The sequence below is a fragment of the Plasticicumulans acidivorans genome (genome assembly GCF_003182095.1).
GTDB lineage: Bacteria > Pseudomonadota > Gammaproteobacteria > Competibacterales > Competibacteraceae > Plasticicumulans > Plasticicumulans acidivorans.
The window spans coordinates 1-17,977 of sequence record NZ_QGTJ01000014.1; the positions used below are offsets into that span (position 1 = coordinate 1).

The window sequence follows — 17,977 nt, forward strand, 5'->3', positions numbered from 1 at the left end:
CATTATCCCGATTCCTTCGACAGTTGCAAGCCCTATCTTTCCAGACTCGCTATCGACCTCAACATCAAGACCTTTAACACCCCGCTCAATCAGCCTTTCAGCAGGACCAACCAAGCAAGAGCCGCGCATCATACCCACCGCAAAAGATTAGTCAAGACATTTTCTCGGCAAGACCGGGGTTACTCAAAGCAGCGAGACACGGGCAATCCGACGTTTGCCCACCTGGACGACAAGAGTCCGATCACCTACCAGCAACAACCCCTTATCATCCACACGCTCGCCATCAATCCGCACCGCCCCTTGTTGCATCAGCCGCAATGCCTCTGATGTCGTTGTGGTCAACCCCGCTTCTTTTAAGACATTGGCGATAGCCATCCCCGTCCCGACCGCAACAGTCACCGCAGGTAAATCATCGGGCAACTGCCGTTTCTGGAAACGATCGATAAATGAAGCGACAGCCCGCTCCCCTGCCCCTGCTCCATGAAAGCGATCTACCAACTCCGCCCCCAACCGAAACTTCACGTCGCGGGGATTCAGGCCATTCCGCTCCACATCCCGCCGCCACCCCTCAACCTCAACCTCTGATCGAAAAGACAGCAGTTCGAAATAACGCCACATCAATGTGTCCGAAATGGACATGATTTTGCCAAACATTTCATCCGCACCGTCGCGGATACTGATGTAATTCCCGAGAGACTTCGACATTTTTTGGACGCCGTCAGTACCCTCTAGAATTGGCATGGTCAACACAACCTGCGGCATTTGGCCATAGCTTTTTTGCAACTCACGACCAACCAGCAAATTAAACCGCTGATCCGTCCCGCCTAGCTCAACATCAGCTCGCATCGCAACTGAGTCATACCCCTGCACCAAAGGATAAAGAAACTCATGTATAGCTATTGGTTGCCCATTAGCATAGCGTTTAGAAAAATCATCTCTCTCCAGCATCCTTGCGACCGTATGCTTAGCGGCCAGCTGAATAAACTCAGCCGGCCTCATAGAATCAAACCATTCCGAATTAAACACAACGTTCGTTCGATCAGGATCAAGTATTTTAAACACCTGCTCACGATAGGTTTGAGCATTAGCGAGAACGTCATCACGAGACAATGGTTTTCGAGTAATGTTTTTTCCCGTGGGATCACCGATCATTCCAGTAAAATCCCCGATTAAAAACAGCACATCATGTCCCAACTCCTGAAACTGTCGGAGTTTGTTAATAAGCACTGTATGACCAAGGTGTAAATCAGGAGCAGTCGGGTCAAATCCAGCTTTGATTCTTAATGGCCGTCCAGTCTGCAGACGATCAACCAGCTCAGTCTCCAGCAGCAGGTCCTCGGCCCCTCGCTTGATGAGCGCCACCGCCTCCGCAATCGTAGCCATCACATTTTTACCCTATATGATCCAGCAAAGGGGCGGTAAGATAGCGGAACTACCTCTCACACTAAAGCACCATATCTGGCGCCCCACCGCCGCTACGACAGCACCGACATGCATGAACAGCTCTACATTGGTCTGATGTCTGGCACCAGCATGGACGGCGTCGATGCCGTTTTAGTGCATTTTGGCGACGACGGTCGCGCACCACAAACCATCGCTTCTCTCTGTCTCCCTATAGAGGCAGAAATGAGAAACTGTTTGCTAGCATTATCCACTGCGGGCGACAATGAAATCGAACGCGCAATGATCCTTGATAACAAAATCGCACAGATTTTTGCCACAGCCGTCAAAAAGCTTCTAGATAAGTCATGCATCAAAAAATCTAATGTACGCGCAATTGGCTCACATGGGCAAACTATCCGCCATGCTCCACAAGCCGCAACCCCCTATACGCTGCAAATAGGAAATCCCGCCCTTCTTGCCGAACTATGCGGCATTACCGTCGTAGCTGATTTTCGCCGCAGGGATATCGCAGCCGGCGGCCAAGGAGCCCCCCTTGCTCCTGCGTTTCACAATGCCTTTTTCCGCCGTGATGGCCTTGATGTTATCATCATCAACATCGGAGGCATTGCAAATTTAACGGCACTTCCTGCAGCCCCAGAAGCCAACATCATTGGTTTTGATAGCGGACCAGGAAATGCTTTGTTAGACACTTGGGCACAACGCCAAATTGAGCAGCCGTTCGATCGTGACGGAAAATGGGCTGCTAGCGGTTGCATCAACACAAAGCTTTTAACACATTTTTTATCAGAACCATATTTCCATATTCCCGCCCCAAAAAGCACAGGCCGTGAATTATTCAATAGCGCTTGGCTCGAAGCACATCTCGCCGCCGTATCAAACCAACGAATCCCCCCACAAGATGTTGCAGCAACCCTTGTTGAGTTAACTGCCTACAGCATTAAGGCCGCTTGCACAGAAACCTTACCAAAGGCACGATCATGGATCGTTTGCGGCGGCGGCATACATAACAAGATGCTAATGTCCCGTTTATGCGAGCTAGCCCAAGGAATTGAAATAAAATCATGCGCAGATTATGGGATTAATCCAGACGATCTAGAAGCAATAGGCTTCGCATGGCTTGCAAGACGCGCATTACTCGCAGAGCCGGGTAATATTCCATCAGTCACCGGCGCGTCTGCCGCTCGCATTTTAGGTGGAATATATCAAGCCTAAAATCACCATTACAAAAAAGTTACTTCTCTTGCATACTTCTCAATAGCCGAAAAATCCAAGCCCCATCAAACTAGTTGTCTGCCTGGCTTTGAGAGAGGGCTTCTCTTAGGAGAAGCTCCTCAGCACCGGAGAGGACATATCCACTAAACTTACACAGCATGAATTATCAATCTCCGCTGTTTATTACACACAAAAAAGCAGAACCAAAAAGCTAGACAGAGAAAGAGGAACCACAGCCACAAGTTGTCGTCGCATTTGGATTACGGATCACGAACTGCGCACCTTCAAGCCCCTCAGTGTAATCAATCTCGGCCCCAACCAAGTATTGATAACTCATTGGATCAATCAAAAGTTTTACGCCACCGTTCTCAATCATCGTATCTCCATCTTGCAACTCCTCATCAAACGTAAATCCATACTGAAAACCGGAACACCCCCCCCCACTGACAAAAACACGCAGCATCAATGCTGGATTGTTTTCTTCTTCAATTAATACTTTAACCTTAGCGGCCGCAGCATCAGAAAAAATCAGCGGACCCTGAGTCTCAATCGATACAGACATCGCTACCAACTCCTGCATCTACCAATGAATGTCAATGAACCGTTTGATTTACAAGTATGCTTTTCCTGAGCTTTTTTATCAACAATTCTCCCGCCCCCCCTCTACCAGGCAAGCGCAACCCACATCCGTTACTATTTTCTAGATGAATCAAACAGATAGAAAGCAAACGCCTTATACACAGGGACACGACAAACCAAAGCTGAGCATGCCCTAGCCAACAGACACGCAGCGATCACCGGTAAAACCAGCGCGTGTCCATCCGTCAGCTCAAGAGATATCACAATGGCAGTCAGAGGCGCCTGTGTAACCCCCGCTAAGTAGGCGCTCATTCCAAGCAAGGCAACACTCGCAAAAGAAGCGCCAGGAATCAACGGAGCAATCCACTGCCCAATCCCTGCACCGACAGCCAGCGAAGGAGAAAAAAACCCTCCCGGAATACCCGCGATGTAAGACAAAATATTCGCTAAAAGTTTCCACAAACCGAATAACCCATCACCATCCGGCACTCCCTGCAAGATGCTACGTGCCTGTTCGTAACCTGTACCGAAGACTTGATTACCAGACGCGGCACCTACAGCCGCGAGCAACACCCCACACGCAAAAGCAAACATTACCGGATGATTACGTCGCCAGTTGCCAAAAGGCTTTGGCATACCCGTCACAGTAAGCAGAATAACACGGCTATAAATCCCTCCAGCCAAACCGCCACCAAGCCCACAGGCCAAAACAGCCAACCATGCGGGACCAAAATCGAGTTGCGCATAAACGCTGCCGAAGTAGGTATAGTTTCCAATTATCCCTAAAGAGACTACGCCGCCGAACATTACCGCGCTTAGCACCAAACCACTAAACCGTTGTTCAAAAGTATGACTTAACTCTTCAATCGCAAACATAACTCCAGCCAATGGCGTATTGAATGCAGCTGCAATACCAGCAGCACCACCAGCAAGAATCAATCCATTGACCGTACGACGCCCGAAAAGCTCAAATCGACTGCCTATGTTATACATCAGCGCAGCACCAACATGCACTGTAGGCCCCTCGCGCCCGACAGAAGCACCTCCAAGCAGAGCAAACAAAGTCAAAGCCATTTTTCCGACAGCGACTGGCAGTGACAGCATGCGCTCACGGAACTCGCGCTCTGGACGACCAATTGCCCCAATTACTTGGGGAATGCCGCTCCCACGCGTTGCGCGTAAAACCCCTTCAGTTGACCAGATAAGCAACGCAAATGTTAACGGCGTCACCAACCATGGCCAGTAGGGATACCGATCCAGCATCTGATTGAACACTTCAAATGCAAAATCACTCCCTTGAGCAAACAGAACGGCGGCCAACCCAACACATCCAGCACCGATAAAAAATGCGAGCCGTTGGCGCCACATGAAAGCTGATCGCCTGGCACGTCGGCGCAATCGGTGCAAAGTGCGCCGAGCATCTATTGATGAGCTCAAAAGACTATCTGTACCGCCATCATCTGGCTTAGGCGTCCTCGAAGATTCGTTTATCATTTATCCAGTATCCCGCACACATTTCTTAGCCCCGACCCACCGACAAAGCCAAGATCATTGGCGCCACTTGATCATGCGGCTCACACCCAATTAATTAGAAACACAAAACGTGATACCAGTTTGATGGCAGTGGTATCCGCCACAATACGAGTTGCGCACTGTACGTTAACGAGCAGCCTACTGCGACCTGACAGTCAAAACACAGTTGCTCATGCTTGATGAATGATATTCTGGCAGCATCAGGTCATCCTCCCGTTTGAGGAACTTTGAACATACAATAAGGTCGATCTCCACATACGCTACAATGACAGCCCGCATCGCATACAACAATATGAAATCAAAAGATAAAATCATAATTGGTCTTGCCGCCATGCTGATTGGCGTGCTTGCTGCTTTTTGGCTCGCTCCAGCGGGACTCAGTGCTGCACCGGTTGTCAGTTTTCAGACGATCGACGGCCGCCATATCAGCTCTGACACTTTACGTGGGAAGCCAGTGCTGATTACGTTCTGGGCAACAAGCTGTCCAGGATGTATGCAAGAGATGCCCCATTTGATCGAGCTTTATCGTGATCTGCACCCGCATGGGCTGGAGATTGTAGGTGTCGCCATGAGCTATGACCCACCCAGCAACGTTGCCGAGCTCGTTCGTCAACGCCAAGTGCCGTATCCCATAGCGCTGGATACGAATGAAGCAATTGCTAAAGCTTTTGGCGACATTAGACTCACACCGACCAGCTTCTTAATTTCTCCAGACGGGCGTATTTTGCGCCAACAAGTAGGTGAGTTCGATATGGAACAGCTACGGACACAAATCAAAGAATTGCTAGGCGCATAGACCAAAACACTTCACTTATAGCGCTCACTGAACAACAAATTTCATATAAGACTCCAACTGAGACTTCATCATGTCGTATCTTGCCATCAAAGCTTGGCACCTGATCTGGATGGTTTGTTGGTTTGCCGGACTGTTTTACCTACCCCGTCTTTATGTATACCACGCGATGTGCGAACCAGCCGACGAACGTGGACGTCAGCGCTTTAAAATAATGGAAAGCAAACTATATTGGGGCATCACGACGCCAGCCGCTATTTTGACGTTATTTTTTGGATTTTGGCTACTTTATTCAGGTGCATGGAGCGCATATTCATCAATGGGCTGGCTGCACACAAAACTGGCATTAATAGCCTTATTAGTCGGCTACCATATCTGGTGTGGAAAAATACTATTCGATTTTAAATCAGAAAAAAATACAAAACATCACGTATGGTTCAGATGGTTCAACGAAGCACCTGTTATTGTTTTAGTTTCTGTAATACTTTTAGCCAGTCTAAAGCCGTTTTAAATTAAAAACCCAAGATATGCTGATCTTCTGCCTACCACCAAAAACCATCAAATAAAGTACGAATGCACGCTCCACCACCAAGGAAAGTGACTGAACTGCCCGCGCAAGTGACGTTCTCAGCTTCGTCCGCCATAGGCACGCCACGACTGCTCTCCCTGCCCCTCAACCGTTGCCAGTATAATTCAAGAGCTGCACATCCAAGCACACATCAAGCGTAAGACAAGCACCTGCAACCACCGCTTGCAGGCGGCGCTACATAGCAATCAGCATAGCGTCTGCCAGCGCAGTTTCAGCATAGCGCTTGCAACCCGATGCAATTCAGCTCTCAGTGCATACAGAAAAAGGGCATAGGTTCGCACCTATGCCCTTGATTTTTGGTGGCTACGCTCAGAATCGAACTGAGGACCCCAGCATTATGAGTGCTGTGCTCTAACCAGCTGAGCTACGTAGCCTTAATTCTATAAGGCGCGGCAACAATCTAAATTAGCCCGCCACCACAACAGAGCGAGCATCCTACAGAATCTTTCGACTCATGTCAATCAGACATTAAATCTAAAATGCATCACATCGCCATCCTTGACGACATATTCCTTGCCTTCAAGTCGCCACTTGCCCGCCTTCTTAGCGCCATCTTCTCCGCCAGCGGAAATGAAGTCGTCATAGGAAATCACTTCGGCTCGAATAAATCCGCGTTCGAAATCCGTGTGAATGACACCAGCAGCCTGAGGTGCCGTTGCCCCCAAAGGAATCGTCCAAGCACGAACCTCTTTAACCCCTGCCGTAAAATACGTCTGCAGGCCAAGCAGCTTATATCCCGCACGAATGACGCGATTCAGTCCAGGTTCGTCCAAACCAAGATCTGCGAGAAACTCTATCTTGTCCGCATCATCGAGCTGCGCAATCTCCGCTTCGATAGCCGCACAAACCGGCACGACCTCCGCAGCTTCGATCATTGCGTAGTCCCGAACTCGATCTAGCAGAGGATTATTATCAAAGCCATCGTCATGCACATTGGCAATATACATCGTCGGCTTTAAAGTGAGTAAATGCAGCTCATAGAGAGCAGACCGCTCATCAGCATCCAGCCCCATAGCACGCACGGGCTTTGCTTCATTAAGATGGACTTGCACGCGCGCAAGCAACGCCTTACGCATCAAGGCGTCTTTACCCCCGGCCTTGGCAGCTTTCTCCGCACGCTGATAAGCCTTTTCGACCGTAGCCAGATCCGCAAGTGCGAGTTCTGTATTGATCACCTCAATGTCCGATAAGGGATCCACCTTGCCAGAAACGTGAATCACATCATCATTTTCGAAACAACGCACGACATGGGCGATAGCATCAGTTTCACGAATGTTGGCGAGAAACTGATTCCCTAACCCCTCTCCCTTGGAGGCACCCGCCACCAAGCCGGCAATGTCAACGAACTCCATGGTCGTCGGGAGAATCCGTTCCGGCTTAACGATGGCGGCCAATGCGTCAAGGCGCGCATCCGGCATCGGCACGACACCGACATTAGGATCTATCGTGCAAAATGGATAATTCTCGGCCTGAATACCCGCCTTAGTCAGGGCATTAAACAGAGTGGACTTGCCAACATTAGGCAAACCAACGATGCCACACTTAAAGCCCATGAAATACCTCAGGACCGATAAAAATTTCTAAACAGGCCGTGTATGCAATGCCTGCATCACTTTATCGAATTCACCACGTACGATACGTGGGAACTCGCGTAAACCATTAGCAATCGCTTGGTCAACGAGCTGCTGCTCCGACAATGGAGGTTTGCGCAGCACGAAATCTACGACTTCGGATGCCGCACCCGGATGACCGATGCCCAGCCGTAAACGAGAAAAATCATTGCCACCCAGCTGAGCGATCAAGTCACGCAAGCCGTTATGACCTCCGTGCCCCCCGCCACGCTTGAGACGAACCACGCCCGGAGGCAGATCAAGATCATCATGAACGACCAGAATCTGTGGTCGCTCGATTTTATAGAAACCGGCCAAGCGTGCTGTCGGCGAACCTGAGCGATTCATGAAGCCCATGGGCTTGAGTAACCAGAGCGAGCATCCATCAACACTGATCTGGCAAACATCACCACCGAACTTCGAATCGGTGCGGAAACTGGCTTTGTAGATATGCGCAAGCTCGTCCACAAACCAGAAACCCGCATTGTGCCGAGTGCGCTCATACGCAGGACCAGGATTCCCCAATCCTACGATGAGTTTCGGACATTCGATGCTCACAACTCGCCGACCGCTTGCTGCGCGCTTTATTCAGCGCTCGCAGCGCCCTCACTGCTGCCTTCCACGTCACTTTCACCTTCAGCGGCGCCGCGCACAGCATGGATACTCACCACAGCCTGATCCTGATGAGTTCCATGGCTCAACGCATAGACCGAGCAACCAGCCGGCAGCACCAGCTCCGACAGGTGCAGAGCCTGCCCCAGTCCGAGAGCACCGATGTCGACTTCGATGAAATCAGGAATGGCATCCGGCAGACAGGAAATCTCGATCTCAACCATGTGGTGGTTAACCACACCGCCCTGATCCTTGACGCCCGGCGCATTTTCCTGATTGATGAAATGCAGCGGTACGTGAACATTGATGGTGCTGCCCGCTTCGACGCGCTGCAGATCAAGATGGACGATGGTCGGCTTGAACGGATGCCGCTGCAGGTCACGCAACACAGCGTTTTCGGCACGCTCGCCGATCTTGACGGTCAGCATATGCGAATAGAATGCGTCGTTCGTCAAAAGCTTCAGCAATTCACGCTGCTCGACGGACAACAGCTCGGGCTCGCGGCCGGCCCCATAAATCACAGCGGGGACACGACCCGTGCGGCGCAGGCGGCGGCTCGCACCCTTACCCTGCTCGCTACGGGGTTCTGCATTAATGATGAAGTCGACGGACATGTCGTTCTCCGGATAAGTGATGAAAAAATCCGGCTCCCCCGCGACCAGGAGACCGGAACGCTTGAAAACAACCTTACTCGACGAACAGCGAGCTCACCGATTCTTCGATGTGGATGCGGCGAATGGTTTCCGCCAGCAGCCCCGACACACTCAACTGACGAATACGACCGCAAGCCACAGCCTCGGGGCGTAGCGGGATCGTGTCGGTGACAACCAATTCATCGAGTGATGAAACACTCAGATTGTCGATGGCCTTACCCGAAAGCACAGCGTGCGTGCAGTAAGCACGAACCGATGCCGCACCATTGTCCTTGAGCGCTTTGGCTGCGTGGCACAAAGTGCCAGCGGTATCGACCATATCGTCAACCAGCACACAATCGCGCCCGCTGACATCACCGATGATGTGCATGACCTGCGACACATTGGCTTTCGGGCGACGCTTGTCGATGATCGCCAGCTCGGTATCGTTGAGGCGCTTGGCCAGTGCACGCGCACGCACGACGCCGCCAACGTCCGGGGAGACAACCATCAACTGCGGCAAATCCAGATTGAGGATGTCCTGCAGAATGATGGGAGTCGCATAAATATTGTCGACCGGCAGATCGAAGAAGCCCTGGATCTGGTCAGCGTGCAGATCGACGGTAAGTACGCGGTCAATACCGACCGAGGTCATCATGTTGGCGACGACCTTCGCCGAAATGGGCACACGCGCGGAGCGCGGACGGCGATCCTGACGGGAATAGCCAAAATACGGAACGACGGCGGTGATGCGGATAGCCGATGACCGGCGCAGCGCATCGACCATCACCAACAGCTCCATCAGGTTGTCATTGGTCGGAGCACAGGTCGGCTGCACGATGAACACATCGCGACCGCGGACATTCTCCATCAACTCGACCATGCATTCGCCGTCGCTGAAACTGCCCACGACCGCCTTACCCATCGGCAGACCGAGGTGATCAACGATCAGCTGAGCGAGCTGCGGATGAGCACGCCCGGAAAAGACCATCATTCTGGCGTCGGACACGATGGATCCCGTCGTCGAAACTGAAAAGAACTGGCTGGGCCGCCTGGATTCGAACCAGGGAATGCCGGAATCAAAATCCGGTGCCTTACCGCTTGGCTACGGCCCAATTTGATGCAACCGATTATAAAAGGTGGCCGCCACGACAGTCAGCCTCGGATCAAGCGCTCCAGCAACGGCGAACGATTCAGTCCGCGCGCTACAAAGGCTCTCCAGCCTGCAGGCAGGCTTGCCAAGGCCACATTGGCCGCTGCCGAACTGGGAAAGCCGCCGAACACGCAAGCCCCAGTACCACTGAGATGCGGCTGCGTGAACTGCGCCAGCCATTCGGCCGCAACAGCCACCTCGGGAAAGCGCCGATACACGACAGCAGCACAGTCGTTACGACCTCCTCCCGCGAGAAAGTCGCGCATTCTGATCGGGGCGGAATCCCTTGTCAATTCAGGGTCCTTGAACACGGCAACCGTTGGTACCGCACACGCGGGGGCAACAACGAGAAACCAAAGCTCATCAATATCGACCGGCGTCAGACGCTCACCGACCCCCTCAGCCCAGGCCGCACGCCCACGCACGAACACCGGCACATCAGCCCCCAACCGCAGACCAAGCATGGCCAGCGCATCCTCATCGAGCCCGCAGTGCCACAAGTGATTGAGCGCCACCAGCGTCGTCGCCGCATCGGATGAGCCGCCGCCAATGCCGCCCCCCATCGGCAGATGCTTGTCGACCCGGATCGTTACACCGGGCGAACTGCACGGCACCTGCGCCTGCAGAAACCGCGCGGCACGTACCACCAGATCATCATCCACAGCCACACCTGGCAGTTCGCTGGCACGCACAACCCGACCGTCATCGCGCAGCTCGAAATGCAGCCAATCGCCATATTCGACGAACTGGAACAAAGTCTGCAGCAGATGGTAGCCATCCTCCCGGCGCCCGACGATGTGTAGGAAGCGGTTGAGCTTGGCCGGGGCCGGCCAGGCCTCGGCGGCAAACGGAGCCGAGAAACGCGAGGCGTTCATGTATCCCAGCGCTCGATCGACAAACGCACCTGCACATCACCATGCTCGGCTCGCAGCTTGAGCGGCAACTCAGGCGCCTGCGCCTGCCAGGCGCCGTACTCAACGACCCAACCAGCCTGCTCGATACGCGTCAGGCGCCCCCGCACGTCCGCCTGCAGGCGAGCAGGCACGCCCGCCTGCGGACGTCCGAGCACCCAGTCGCGCAGCGCCGCGACGGGCACCGCGACGCCGGTCGCACGCTCAATGAGCTCATCCGCATCGGCTGCACTCAGTTGCTGGCCGTCGCCGGTGAACAACGTCACGCCATTCGCATCGCCTTCGACATGCACCCGTCCGGCACCGAACGGACCGAGCAGATCGATTGCATACTGCGTCCCATCCTGACGCCAAGCCAGCGAAGCCGACCACGCCTCACGCCCGCGCACGACACCGATGCGCCCCTGCACCTGCCAGCGATCGATCTTTGCCAGCTGGGCGCTGCGCACCCGCCATGCCGGGTTGTCATTCGCATCTCCGACTGGCGGGGCTACTGCGCAAGCCGCCAGGAGGGCACTCGCCAGCACGAGTGCCGTCGCACGCTTAGCCGTCATTACCACCCCAGCCGCCCCTTCAGCTGCAACAGATAGCGATCGTCCGGTGTTCGCGCACTGGCATCGGTCCACAGCTGTCGAGCCTCGTCGTGGCGATCGAGTGTCCACAGCACCTCGATCAGATGCGCCGTAATCTCCGGCTCGTCGCTCAGACCGTGAGCACGCTGCAGATACGGTAGTCCTTCGCCTGCCCGGCCCAGCCGAAACAACACCCACCCCATGCTGTCGAGCACCGCGGCGTCACCCGGCAGCTTTTCGAGCGCCCGGCGGATCAGCGGCTCCGCTTCGCTCAATCGATCCGTACGGTCAGCGAGGGTGTAACCCAACGCATTCAGCGCCTGGGCATGTTCGGGGTCGATTGCGAGCACGCGGCGCAAGTCGGATTCCGTCACATCCAGCTTGTCGAGTCGCTCGGCCACCAGGGCTCGCGCATAAAGCAGGTCTACGCTCTCGGGATTGGCCGCCAAACCGGAGGTAAGAACCGCGTAGGCGGGTTCATACAAATCCTTGTGGCGCAGCACCTCGGCCTCGCCGAGATAGAGCGTGACCGCATCGTCCGGATGCGCGATACGCTGCTGGGCAAACCAGGCATGCATACCTTCCCGGTCACCTGACGCAAGCCGCAGCGCTCCCAGGCGAACCAGCGCCGGCAGCAGTCGATCCCCTTCAGTGATTTTGCGATACCAGGACTCTGCGACAGCCCAGTTGCCACGCGCCTCTTCGACACGACCGAGCTCGAACCAGGCATCCGGCAGGGATTCACCGCTCTGCAGAACCTCCTGCAGGTAACCAAGTGCGCGATCGTACTGTTTGGCTTCACTGGCCAGGGCGGCCAATGCCAGGCGCGCGCTCATGTCCTTCGGGTTGTCATGAGCGATGCGATCGAACTGCTTATCCGCTTCATCCAGCCGATTGGCGGCAATCAGCGCCCGCGCATAAACGTTGCGCAACTGAGCGTCACCCGGCAACCGTTCGAGCGCTGCCTGCAAGCCACTGACTGCAGCTTCCAGCTCGCCACGCTCCAGCTGAATCCGCGCACGCAGCAGATAAGCAGGCGCCCAATCCGCAGCGAGCTCGATGACATGCTGCAGCGCATCCGCAGCGGCCTGGGGTTCGCCCGCCGCCAGGGCGCCTGCCGCGTCGTAATACCAGGCAAAGCGCGAATCCTGATGACGGTCGCGCAGACCGCGGAGCACCTGCCAGGCGACACCGCGGTCCTGCAACTGCGACAACATGCCGGCGATGGCAGCGAAACCATCTTGGCGATCCTGTGCCGCCAGCTGCCCCCGGATCAGATCGAGCGTGGGAATCGCCTGCTCGATGCGCCCGCCCCCGATCTGTGCGAGCGCCAACGCCTGACGCGCCTGCAGCGCGGCTGGCGCAAGCTCCAGCCAGCGCGAGGCAGCCTGCTCGGCCTCAGCAAAATGGTGCTCGTGCATGGCAAAGGCAAAAGCGCGCGCCGCTACCCGGGGATCATCCGTACGGGTCGCTGCCACCATGTACTGCTGTAACGCCACACCGAAGTTGCCACGCCGGGCGGCAATCTCTCCCAGCATGATGCGGTAGTAGAGATCAGCGGTAACGGCCGGATCGGTGGGGGCATCAGAGACGTCCGCCGAGTGCACCGGCATGGCAACGAGGGCTAGCGCGAGAAAAACGACGGGAACCTTCATGGAAGGTGGTCTCCAGAGGTTCGAGGGAAAACACTGGCGCGCGGAACGCGACTTGCAAGCTTGGCGAAGCATCCCGCAGAATCCCGCGGTTTTCGATTTGTGGTTCATTCAATCATGCCGCTGCTGGCCATAGGCATCAATCACAAGACGGCTCCGGTCAGCGTGCGCGAGCGTCTGGCTTTTGCGCCGGAGCGCCTGCAGCAAGCTCTGCGCGAGCTGGTGACGGCCGGTATTGCGCGTGCCGCCGCCATCCTCTCGACCTGTAACCGCACCGAAGTTTACTGTGGCGTGGACCAATCCGACGCCGCCCGCATCTGCGACTGGCTGTCGCACTATCACGCCATTCCGAGCACCGAACTCTCGCCATTCCTGTACGTCCACCCCGACCACGAAGCCGTGCGCCACATGCTGCGTGTCGCCTCCGGCCTTGATTCGCTGGTCCTGGGCGAACCGCAGATCCTGGGACAGGTCAAGGACGCCTACCAGGTCGCCGCCAGTGCCGGGACTCTGGACAGCGAACTCGAACGTCTGTTCCAACACACCTTCGCCGTCGCCAAACAGGTGCGCACCGACACCAGCATCGGTGCCAGCCCGGTATCCGTCGCCTTCGCCGCCGTCGTGCTGGCCCGGCAGATATTCGGCGAGCTTTCCGGCCAGACCGCGCTGTTGCTCGGCGCCGGGGAAACCATCGAACTGGTCGCCCGCCACCTGCGCGAACAGAAGGTCAAACGCCTGATCATTGCCAACCGCACGCTTGAGCGCGCCCACGCCCTGGCCGCTGAAATGGGCGGCTACGCAATCGGGCTCGATGAAGTCGATGCCCACGTGGCGGAAGCCGATGTCATCATCGCCTCGACGGCCAGCCCGACGCCACTGCTGCAGCGTCCTGTCGTCGAGCAGGCACTGAAGCGCCGCAAGCACCGCCCCATGCTGATGGTCGACATCGCCGTACCGCGCGACATCGATCCGGCGATCAGCGAGCTGGAAGACGTTTATCTCTACACGGTCGATGATCTGCAGGAAATCATTCAGGAAAACCTGCGCTCCCGACAGGCCGCCGCGGCGGAGGCCGAGGAGATCATCGACGCCGAGGTAGCTCACTTCTTCGCCTGGCAACGCGCGCAGCAGGGCAGCCACCTGATCCGGGAACTGCGCACCCAGGCAGCCAGCGCGCGAGACGACTGCATCAGCCGCGCACGTCAACAACTGGCGCAGGGGCGTGATCCGGAGCAGGTCATCAACCAGCTGGCCAATACCCTGACCAACAAACTGATCCACGCGCCCAGCGCCGCACTGCGCGAAGCCTGCGCGCGTGGCGACATCGACAGCGTCGAGCTGTTGCGCGACATCTATTCCCTGCCTCCCCTGCCGCCGACCGAATCCGCATGAAGCCCAGCATTCGCGCCAAACTTGAAAGCCTCGCCGAGCGCCACGAGGAAGTTTCCGCGCTGCTGTCGGCGCCGGAAGTGCTCGCGGATGCGGATCGCTTTCGTCAGCTGTCACAGGAATACGCCCAGCTCGAACCGGTCGCCATGGCCTGGCGCGACTGGCAGACGCTGCAGGAGGCGCTTGCCGAAGCGCAGGAAATGGCGCGTGACGCCGACCCGGAACTGCGCGAGCTGGCAGCCGCGGAAATCGCCCAGCTCGACGCGCAACTCGCCGACGGGGAGCGGGCACTGCAGCTGCTGCTGCTGCCGAATGATCCGCGCGACGCCGCCAACATCTTCCTCGAAGTGCGTGCCGGCACCGGCGGCGACGAGGCGGCCATCTTCGCCGGTGACCTGTTCCGCATGTACGCCCGCTACGCGGAAACCCGCGGCTGGCAGGTCGAACTGCTCACCGAATCGCCTGGCGAGCATGGCGGCTACAAGGAAATCGTCGCCCGCGTCAGCGGCCGTGGCGTCTATTCACGGCTGAAGTTCGAATCCGGTACCCATCGCGTGCAGCGCGTGCCGGAAACCGAGTCGCAGGGACGGATTCACACCTCGGCGGCCACCGTCGCGATCCTGCCGGAGCTCGATGAAGTCAATGTGCAGATCGACCCGAAAGATCTGCGCATCGATACCTTCCGCGCCTCCGGCGCCGGCGGGCAGCACATCAACAAGACCGATTCGGCGATCCGCATCACCCACCTGCCGAGCGGCCTGGTGGTCGAATGCCAGGACGAGCGCTCGCAGCACAAGAACCGCGCCCGGGCCCTGAGCCTGCTCGCTGCACGCCTGCAGGATGCCGCGGAGGCCCAGCAAACCGCCGCGCAGGCGCAGAGCCGGCGTCTGCAGGTTGGCTCCGGCGATCGCTCCGAACGCATCCGCACATACAACTTTCCGCAGGGCCGCGTGACCGACCACCGCATCAACCTCACGCTCTACAAACTCGGCGAGGTCATGAACGGTGCACTCGATGAGGTCCTCGAACCGCTCATCCAGGAAGAGCAGGCCGATCGCCTGGCCGCCCTCGCCGAATGAATCCGACGCTGACCGAGCTGCTGACAGCAGCGACCGCTGCCTTGCAGGCGGCCGGCAGCGATTCAGCGCGCGGCGACGCCGAAGTGCTGCTGGCCCACGCACTCGGACAGTCACGCACTTTCCTGCGCACCTGGCCTGAACATGCCCCTGCGCCAGCGGCACTGGCTGCTTTCCATGAACTGCTGCAGCGCCGTCTGACCGGCGAGCCTGTCGCCTATCTCACCGGCCACCGCGAATTCTGGTCGCTCGATCTCGCCGTGAGTCCGGCCACACTGATTCCACGCCCGGAAACCGAGCTTCTGGTCGAACTGGCACTGGAACGTCTTGCCAACACCCGCGGCGTGCAGGCGGCGGATCTGGGTACCGGCAGCGGCGCCATCGCGCTGGCCCTGGCCAGCGAACGACCACTGGCGCGCATCGTCGCCACCGACCGCAGCGCAGCCGCGCTCGATATCGCCCGTACCAATGCCGCGCACCTGCGACTCGGCAACGTAGAGTTTCGCCTCGGTGACTGGTGTGCAGCGCTTGGCGATAAACACTTCGACCTGATTGCCGCCAATCCGCCGTACATCGCCAGCAACGACCCGCACCTCGGATGCGGCGATCTGCGCTTCGAACCACACGCCGCTCTGGTCGCCGCAGAACAAGGCCTGGCCGACATCCAGTGCATCGCCGACAACGCACTGCAACACCTCAAGCCCGGTGGCTGGCTGCTGCTCGAACACGGTTGGGATCAGGGCGAATGCGTTCCGGCGCTACTGCGGGTCGCTGGATATACCGAGGTACACTGCGTCAGGGACATCGCCGAGCAACCACGCGTCAGTCTCGGGCGCAAAACGCCATGAACGATCTCACCGACGGCGAACTGCTGCGCTACGCCCGCCAGATCATGCTGCCGAGCATCGATTACGCCGGCCAACAGCGCCTGCGCGCGGCCCATGCACTGGTGATCGGCCTTGGCGGGCTCGGCTCGCCGGTTGCGCTCTATCTCGCGGCGGCCGGCGTCGGCCGACTGACACTGATCGACGATGACCGTGTCGATCTGAGCAATCTGCAGCGCCAGATCGCCCACGCCACACCGGACATCGGCTCGGCCAAAGCCCTCTCGGCGGCTCACCGTTGCACAAGTATCAATCCGCACACGACGGTCGAAACGCTCACGCACCGGCTGAGTCCGCAGGAGCTGCGCAGCCGTATCGCGAGCGTCGATGCAGTCCTCGACTGTTGCGACAACTTTGCCACCCGTTTTGCGATCAATGAGGCGTGCCTCGCTGCGCGCCGCCCGCTGATCAGCGGAGCGGCCATCCGCTGGGAGGGCCAGGTCGCCGTGTTCGATGCGCGCGTAGCCGGCAGCGCCTGCTACCGCTGCCTGTACCCGGACATCGACGACGTGGCCGAAACCTGCACGCAGTCCGGCGTCATCGCACCGCTCACCGGGGTCATCGGCAGCCTGCAGGCTACGGAAACGCTAAAGCTGCTCGCCGCCACCGGCACGACACTGGCGGGCCGCCTGCTGCGCTATGACGCGCTGCGCGGGCAACTGCGCGTCAGCCAGCTGCCCCGCGACCCTGATTGCCCGAGCTGCAACGCCCTCACCTGATGGCACTCAGCGGCTCGGCCGCACGCTCATCCAGCAACTCCCGCACCTCCCGCAAACCTGCGCGGCGCATCGGCTTGCCGTCGACCGGGCTGCGCGGCGCTTCACGCTCGGCCGTCGGCGGAAACACCGTGACATCGACGTTGACGTCCCCGGCGCCGAAGGCAAAGGTCGGAAAACTGACCGGTTCGCCGGCGCCGCTGCGCAAACGCCGCGCACCTGTCTCGAACGGCACGTGCCGCTCCATCAGAAACATCTGCACGTCCTCCACGGTATCGGCGAAAACGTGCAGCTGAATATCGGCATCGGGCCCAGCGGTACCGTTGAGCACCGATCCCACCAGGCGCGGGCGAAACCGCTCGAAAAAGCGCATCGCCTCAAAAGCGGCTGCGCGCAGATGCTGGACATGATCGTTGTGCGTCTCTGCCAGGAACAGGCGTTGATACTCACTGAGTGCCGCCTCGATCTCCTGATTCGACGGCATCAAGGCGCGCGCAGTGACCCCCAGCCGCTGTGCGGCCTTGCGCTTTGCCACGAGAAAGTCGCGCACGCCTTCCTCCGCCATGATGCGCGCACTGGCCTGCGCCAGCAGACTGCGGAGCCTCGCTTCCTCCCGCAACCGTCCAGCCATGTTCGCCTCCCCCTCTGATTGCTCGGACG

The 17,977-nt window shown here is 57.5% G+C and carries 18 protein-coding genes and 2 tRNA genes; 7 read left to right on the plus strand and 13 right to left on the minus strand.

Annotation, left to right across the window (positions count from 1 at the left end; all coding sequences use genetic code 11):
• Positions 1-183: 183 nt before the first annotated feature.
• Positions 184-1,383 (minus strand): tyrosine--tRNA ligase, encoded by a 1,200-nt coding sequence (tyrS, locus tag C7443_RS18040; protein WP_110020212.1) that lies wholly within the window; start codon positions 1,381-1,383, stop codon positions 184-186.
• A 108-nt stretch (positions 1,384-1,491) separates the two neighbouring features.
• Here tyrS and C7443_RS18045 point away from each other — a divergent pair, with 108 nt between their 5' ends.
• A complete protein-coding gene (locus tag C7443_RS18045) occupies positions 1,492-2,616 on the plus strand; it encodes an anhydro-N-acetylmuramic acid kinase (RefSeq protein WP_110020214.1) in 1,125 nt (374 codons plus the stop codon).
• 211 nt (positions 2,617-2,827) lie between these two features.
• On the opposite strand, the gene erpA is transcribed toward C7443_RS18045, so the two are convergent.
• Together erpA and C7443_RS18055 are read right to left on the minus strand one after the other, a co-directional pair.
• Positions 2,828-3,178, minus strand: a complete 351-nt coding sequence (erpA, locus tag C7443_RS18050) for an iron-sulfur cluster insertion protein ErpA (protein ID WP_246004710.1) — start codon at positions 3,176-3,178, stop codon at positions 2,828-2,830.
• 131 nt (positions 3,179-3,309) lie between these two features.
• Positions 3,310-4,515 carry a chloride channel protein gene (locus C7443_RS18055; RefSeq protein WP_246004711.1) on the minus strand — a complete coding sequence of 402 codons (1,206 nt, stop codon included), beginning with the start codon at positions 4,513-4,515 and terminating at the stop codon, positions 3,310-3,312.
• Positions 4,516-4,993: 478 nt separating this feature from the next.
• Here C7443_RS18055 and C7443_RS18060 point away from each other — a divergent pair, with 478 nt between their 5' ends.
• Both C7443_RS18060 and C7443_RS18065 read left to right on the plus strand, forming a co-directional pair.
• A complete protein-coding gene (locus C7443_RS18060; RefSeq protein WP_246004712.1) occupies positions 4,994-5,524 on the plus strand; it encodes a peroxiredoxin family protein in 531 nt (176 codons plus the stop codon).
• A 70-nt stretch (positions 5,525-5,594) separates the two neighbouring features.
• Entirely contained in the window at positions 5,595-6,032 is a 438-nt protein-coding gene (locus tag C7443_RS18065) for a CopD family protein (RefSeq protein WP_110020221.1), read from the plus strand.
• A 375-nt stretch (positions 6,033-6,407) separates the two neighbouring features.
• On the opposite strand, the gene C7443_RS18070 is transcribed toward C7443_RS18065, so the two are convergent.
• The 9 genes from C7443_RS18070 to C7443_RS18110 all read right to left on the minus strand — a co-directional run bounded on the left by C7443_RS18070 (position 6,408) and on the right by C7443_RS18110 (position 13,255).
• Positions 6,408-6,484: transfer RNA gene (locus tag C7443_RS18070), tRNA-Met, on the minus strand.
• Positions 6,485-6,571: 87 nt separating this feature from the next.
• Positions 6,572-7,663, minus strand: coding sequence for a redox-regulated ATPase YchF (gene ychF / locus C7443_RS18075; protein ID WP_110020223.1), 1,092 nt, complete (start codon positions 7,661-7,663; stop codon positions 6,572-6,574).
• A gap of 27 nt (positions 7,664-7,690) precedes the next feature.
• On the minus strand, positions 7,691-8,272 hold the full coding sequence (pth, locus tag C7443_RS18080) for an aminoacyl-tRNA hydrolase (protein WP_110020342.1): 582 nt from the start codon (positions 8,270-8,272) through the stop codon (positions 7,691-7,693).
• A gap of 32 nt (positions 8,273-8,304) precedes the next feature.
• Complete coding sequence (locus C7443_RS18085; protein ID WP_110020225.1) at positions 8,305-8,946, minus strand: 50S ribosomal protein L25/general stress protein Ctc; 642 nt, start codon at positions 8,944-8,946, stop codon at positions 8,305-8,307.
• Between the two features lie 73 nt (positions 8,947-9,019).
• Positions 9,020-9,973: a ribose-phosphate pyrophosphokinase gene (locus tag C7443_RS18090; RefSeq protein ID WP_146213341.1), complete on the minus strand. Its 954-nt coding sequence runs from the start codon at positions 9,971-9,973 to the stop codon at positions 9,020-9,022.
• A 31-nt stretch (positions 9,974-10,004) separates the two neighbouring features.
• Positions 10,005-10,079: transfer RNA gene (locus C7443_RS18095), tRNA-Gln, on the minus strand.
• A gap of 40 nt (positions 10,080-10,119) precedes the next feature.
• The gene (ispE, locus tag C7443_RS18100) at positions 10,120-10,992 is read right to left on the minus strand and encodes a 4-(cytidine 5'-diphospho)-2-C-methyl-D-erythritol kinase (protein WP_110020228.1); all 873 of its coding nucleotides are present in this window, start codon (positions 10,990-10,992) and stop codon (positions 10,120-10,122) included.
• A complete protein-coding gene (lolB, locus tag C7443_RS18105; protein WP_110020230.1) occupies positions 10,989-11,582 on the minus strand; it encodes a lipoprotein insertase outer membrane protein LolB in 594 nt (197 codons plus the stop codon). Before lolB ends, ispE begins: the two co-directional genes overlap by 4 nt.
• Positions 11,582-13,255: a tetratricopeptide repeat protein gene (locus tag C7443_RS18110; protein WP_170123684.1), complete on the minus strand. Its 1,674-nt coding sequence runs from the start codon at positions 13,253-13,255 to the stop codon at positions 11,582-11,584. Before C7443_RS18110 ends, lolB begins: the two co-directional genes overlap by 1 nt.
• Before the next feature lie 114 nt (positions 13,256-13,369).
• On the opposite strand from C7443_RS18110, the gene hemA reads away from it, so the two are divergent.
• Genes hemA through C7443_RS18130 form a run of 4 tightly spaced genes read left to right on the plus strand, consistent with a single transcriptional unit; the run spans position 13,370 to position 17,320 of the window.
• The gene (gene hemA, locus C7443_RS18115) at positions 13,370-14,644 is read left to right on the plus strand and encodes a glutamyl-tRNA reductase (protein ID WP_110020234.1); all 1,275 of its coding nucleotides are present in this window, start codon (positions 13,370-13,372) and stop codon (positions 14,642-14,644) included.
• Entirely contained in the window at positions 14,641-15,720 is a 1,080-nt protein-coding gene (gene prfA / locus C7443_RS18120) for a peptide chain release factor 1 (RefSeq protein WP_110020236.1), read from the plus strand. Before hemA ends, prfA begins: the two co-directional genes overlap by 4 nt.
• The gene (gene prmC, locus C7443_RS18125; RefSeq protein ID WP_110020238.1) at positions 15,717-16,565 is read left to right on the plus strand and encodes a peptide chain release factor N(5)-glutamine methyltransferase; all 849 of its coding nucleotides are present in this window, start codon (positions 15,717-15,719) and stop codon (positions 16,563-16,565) included. Before prfA ends, prmC begins: the two co-directional genes overlap by 4 nt.
• Positions 16,562-17,320 carry a HesA/MoeB/ThiF family protein gene (locus C7443_RS18130; RefSeq protein WP_110020240.1) on the plus strand — a complete coding sequence of 253 codons (759 nt, stop codon included), beginning with the start codon at positions 16,562-16,564 and terminating at the stop codon, positions 17,318-17,320. The genes prmC and C7443_RS18130 overlap by 4 nt, the downstream gene beginning before the upstream one ends.
• Here C7443_RS18130 and C7443_RS18135 read toward each other — a convergent pair.
• Positions 17,313-17,948 carry a hypothetical protein gene (locus tag C7443_RS18135; RefSeq protein ID WP_110020242.1) on the minus strand — a complete coding sequence of 212 codons (636 nt, stop codon included), beginning with the start codon at positions 17,946-17,948 and terminating at the stop codon, positions 17,313-17,315. The genes C7443_RS18130 and C7443_RS18135 overlap by 8 nt on opposite strands.
• Positions 17,949-17,977 lie beyond the last annotated feature (29 nt).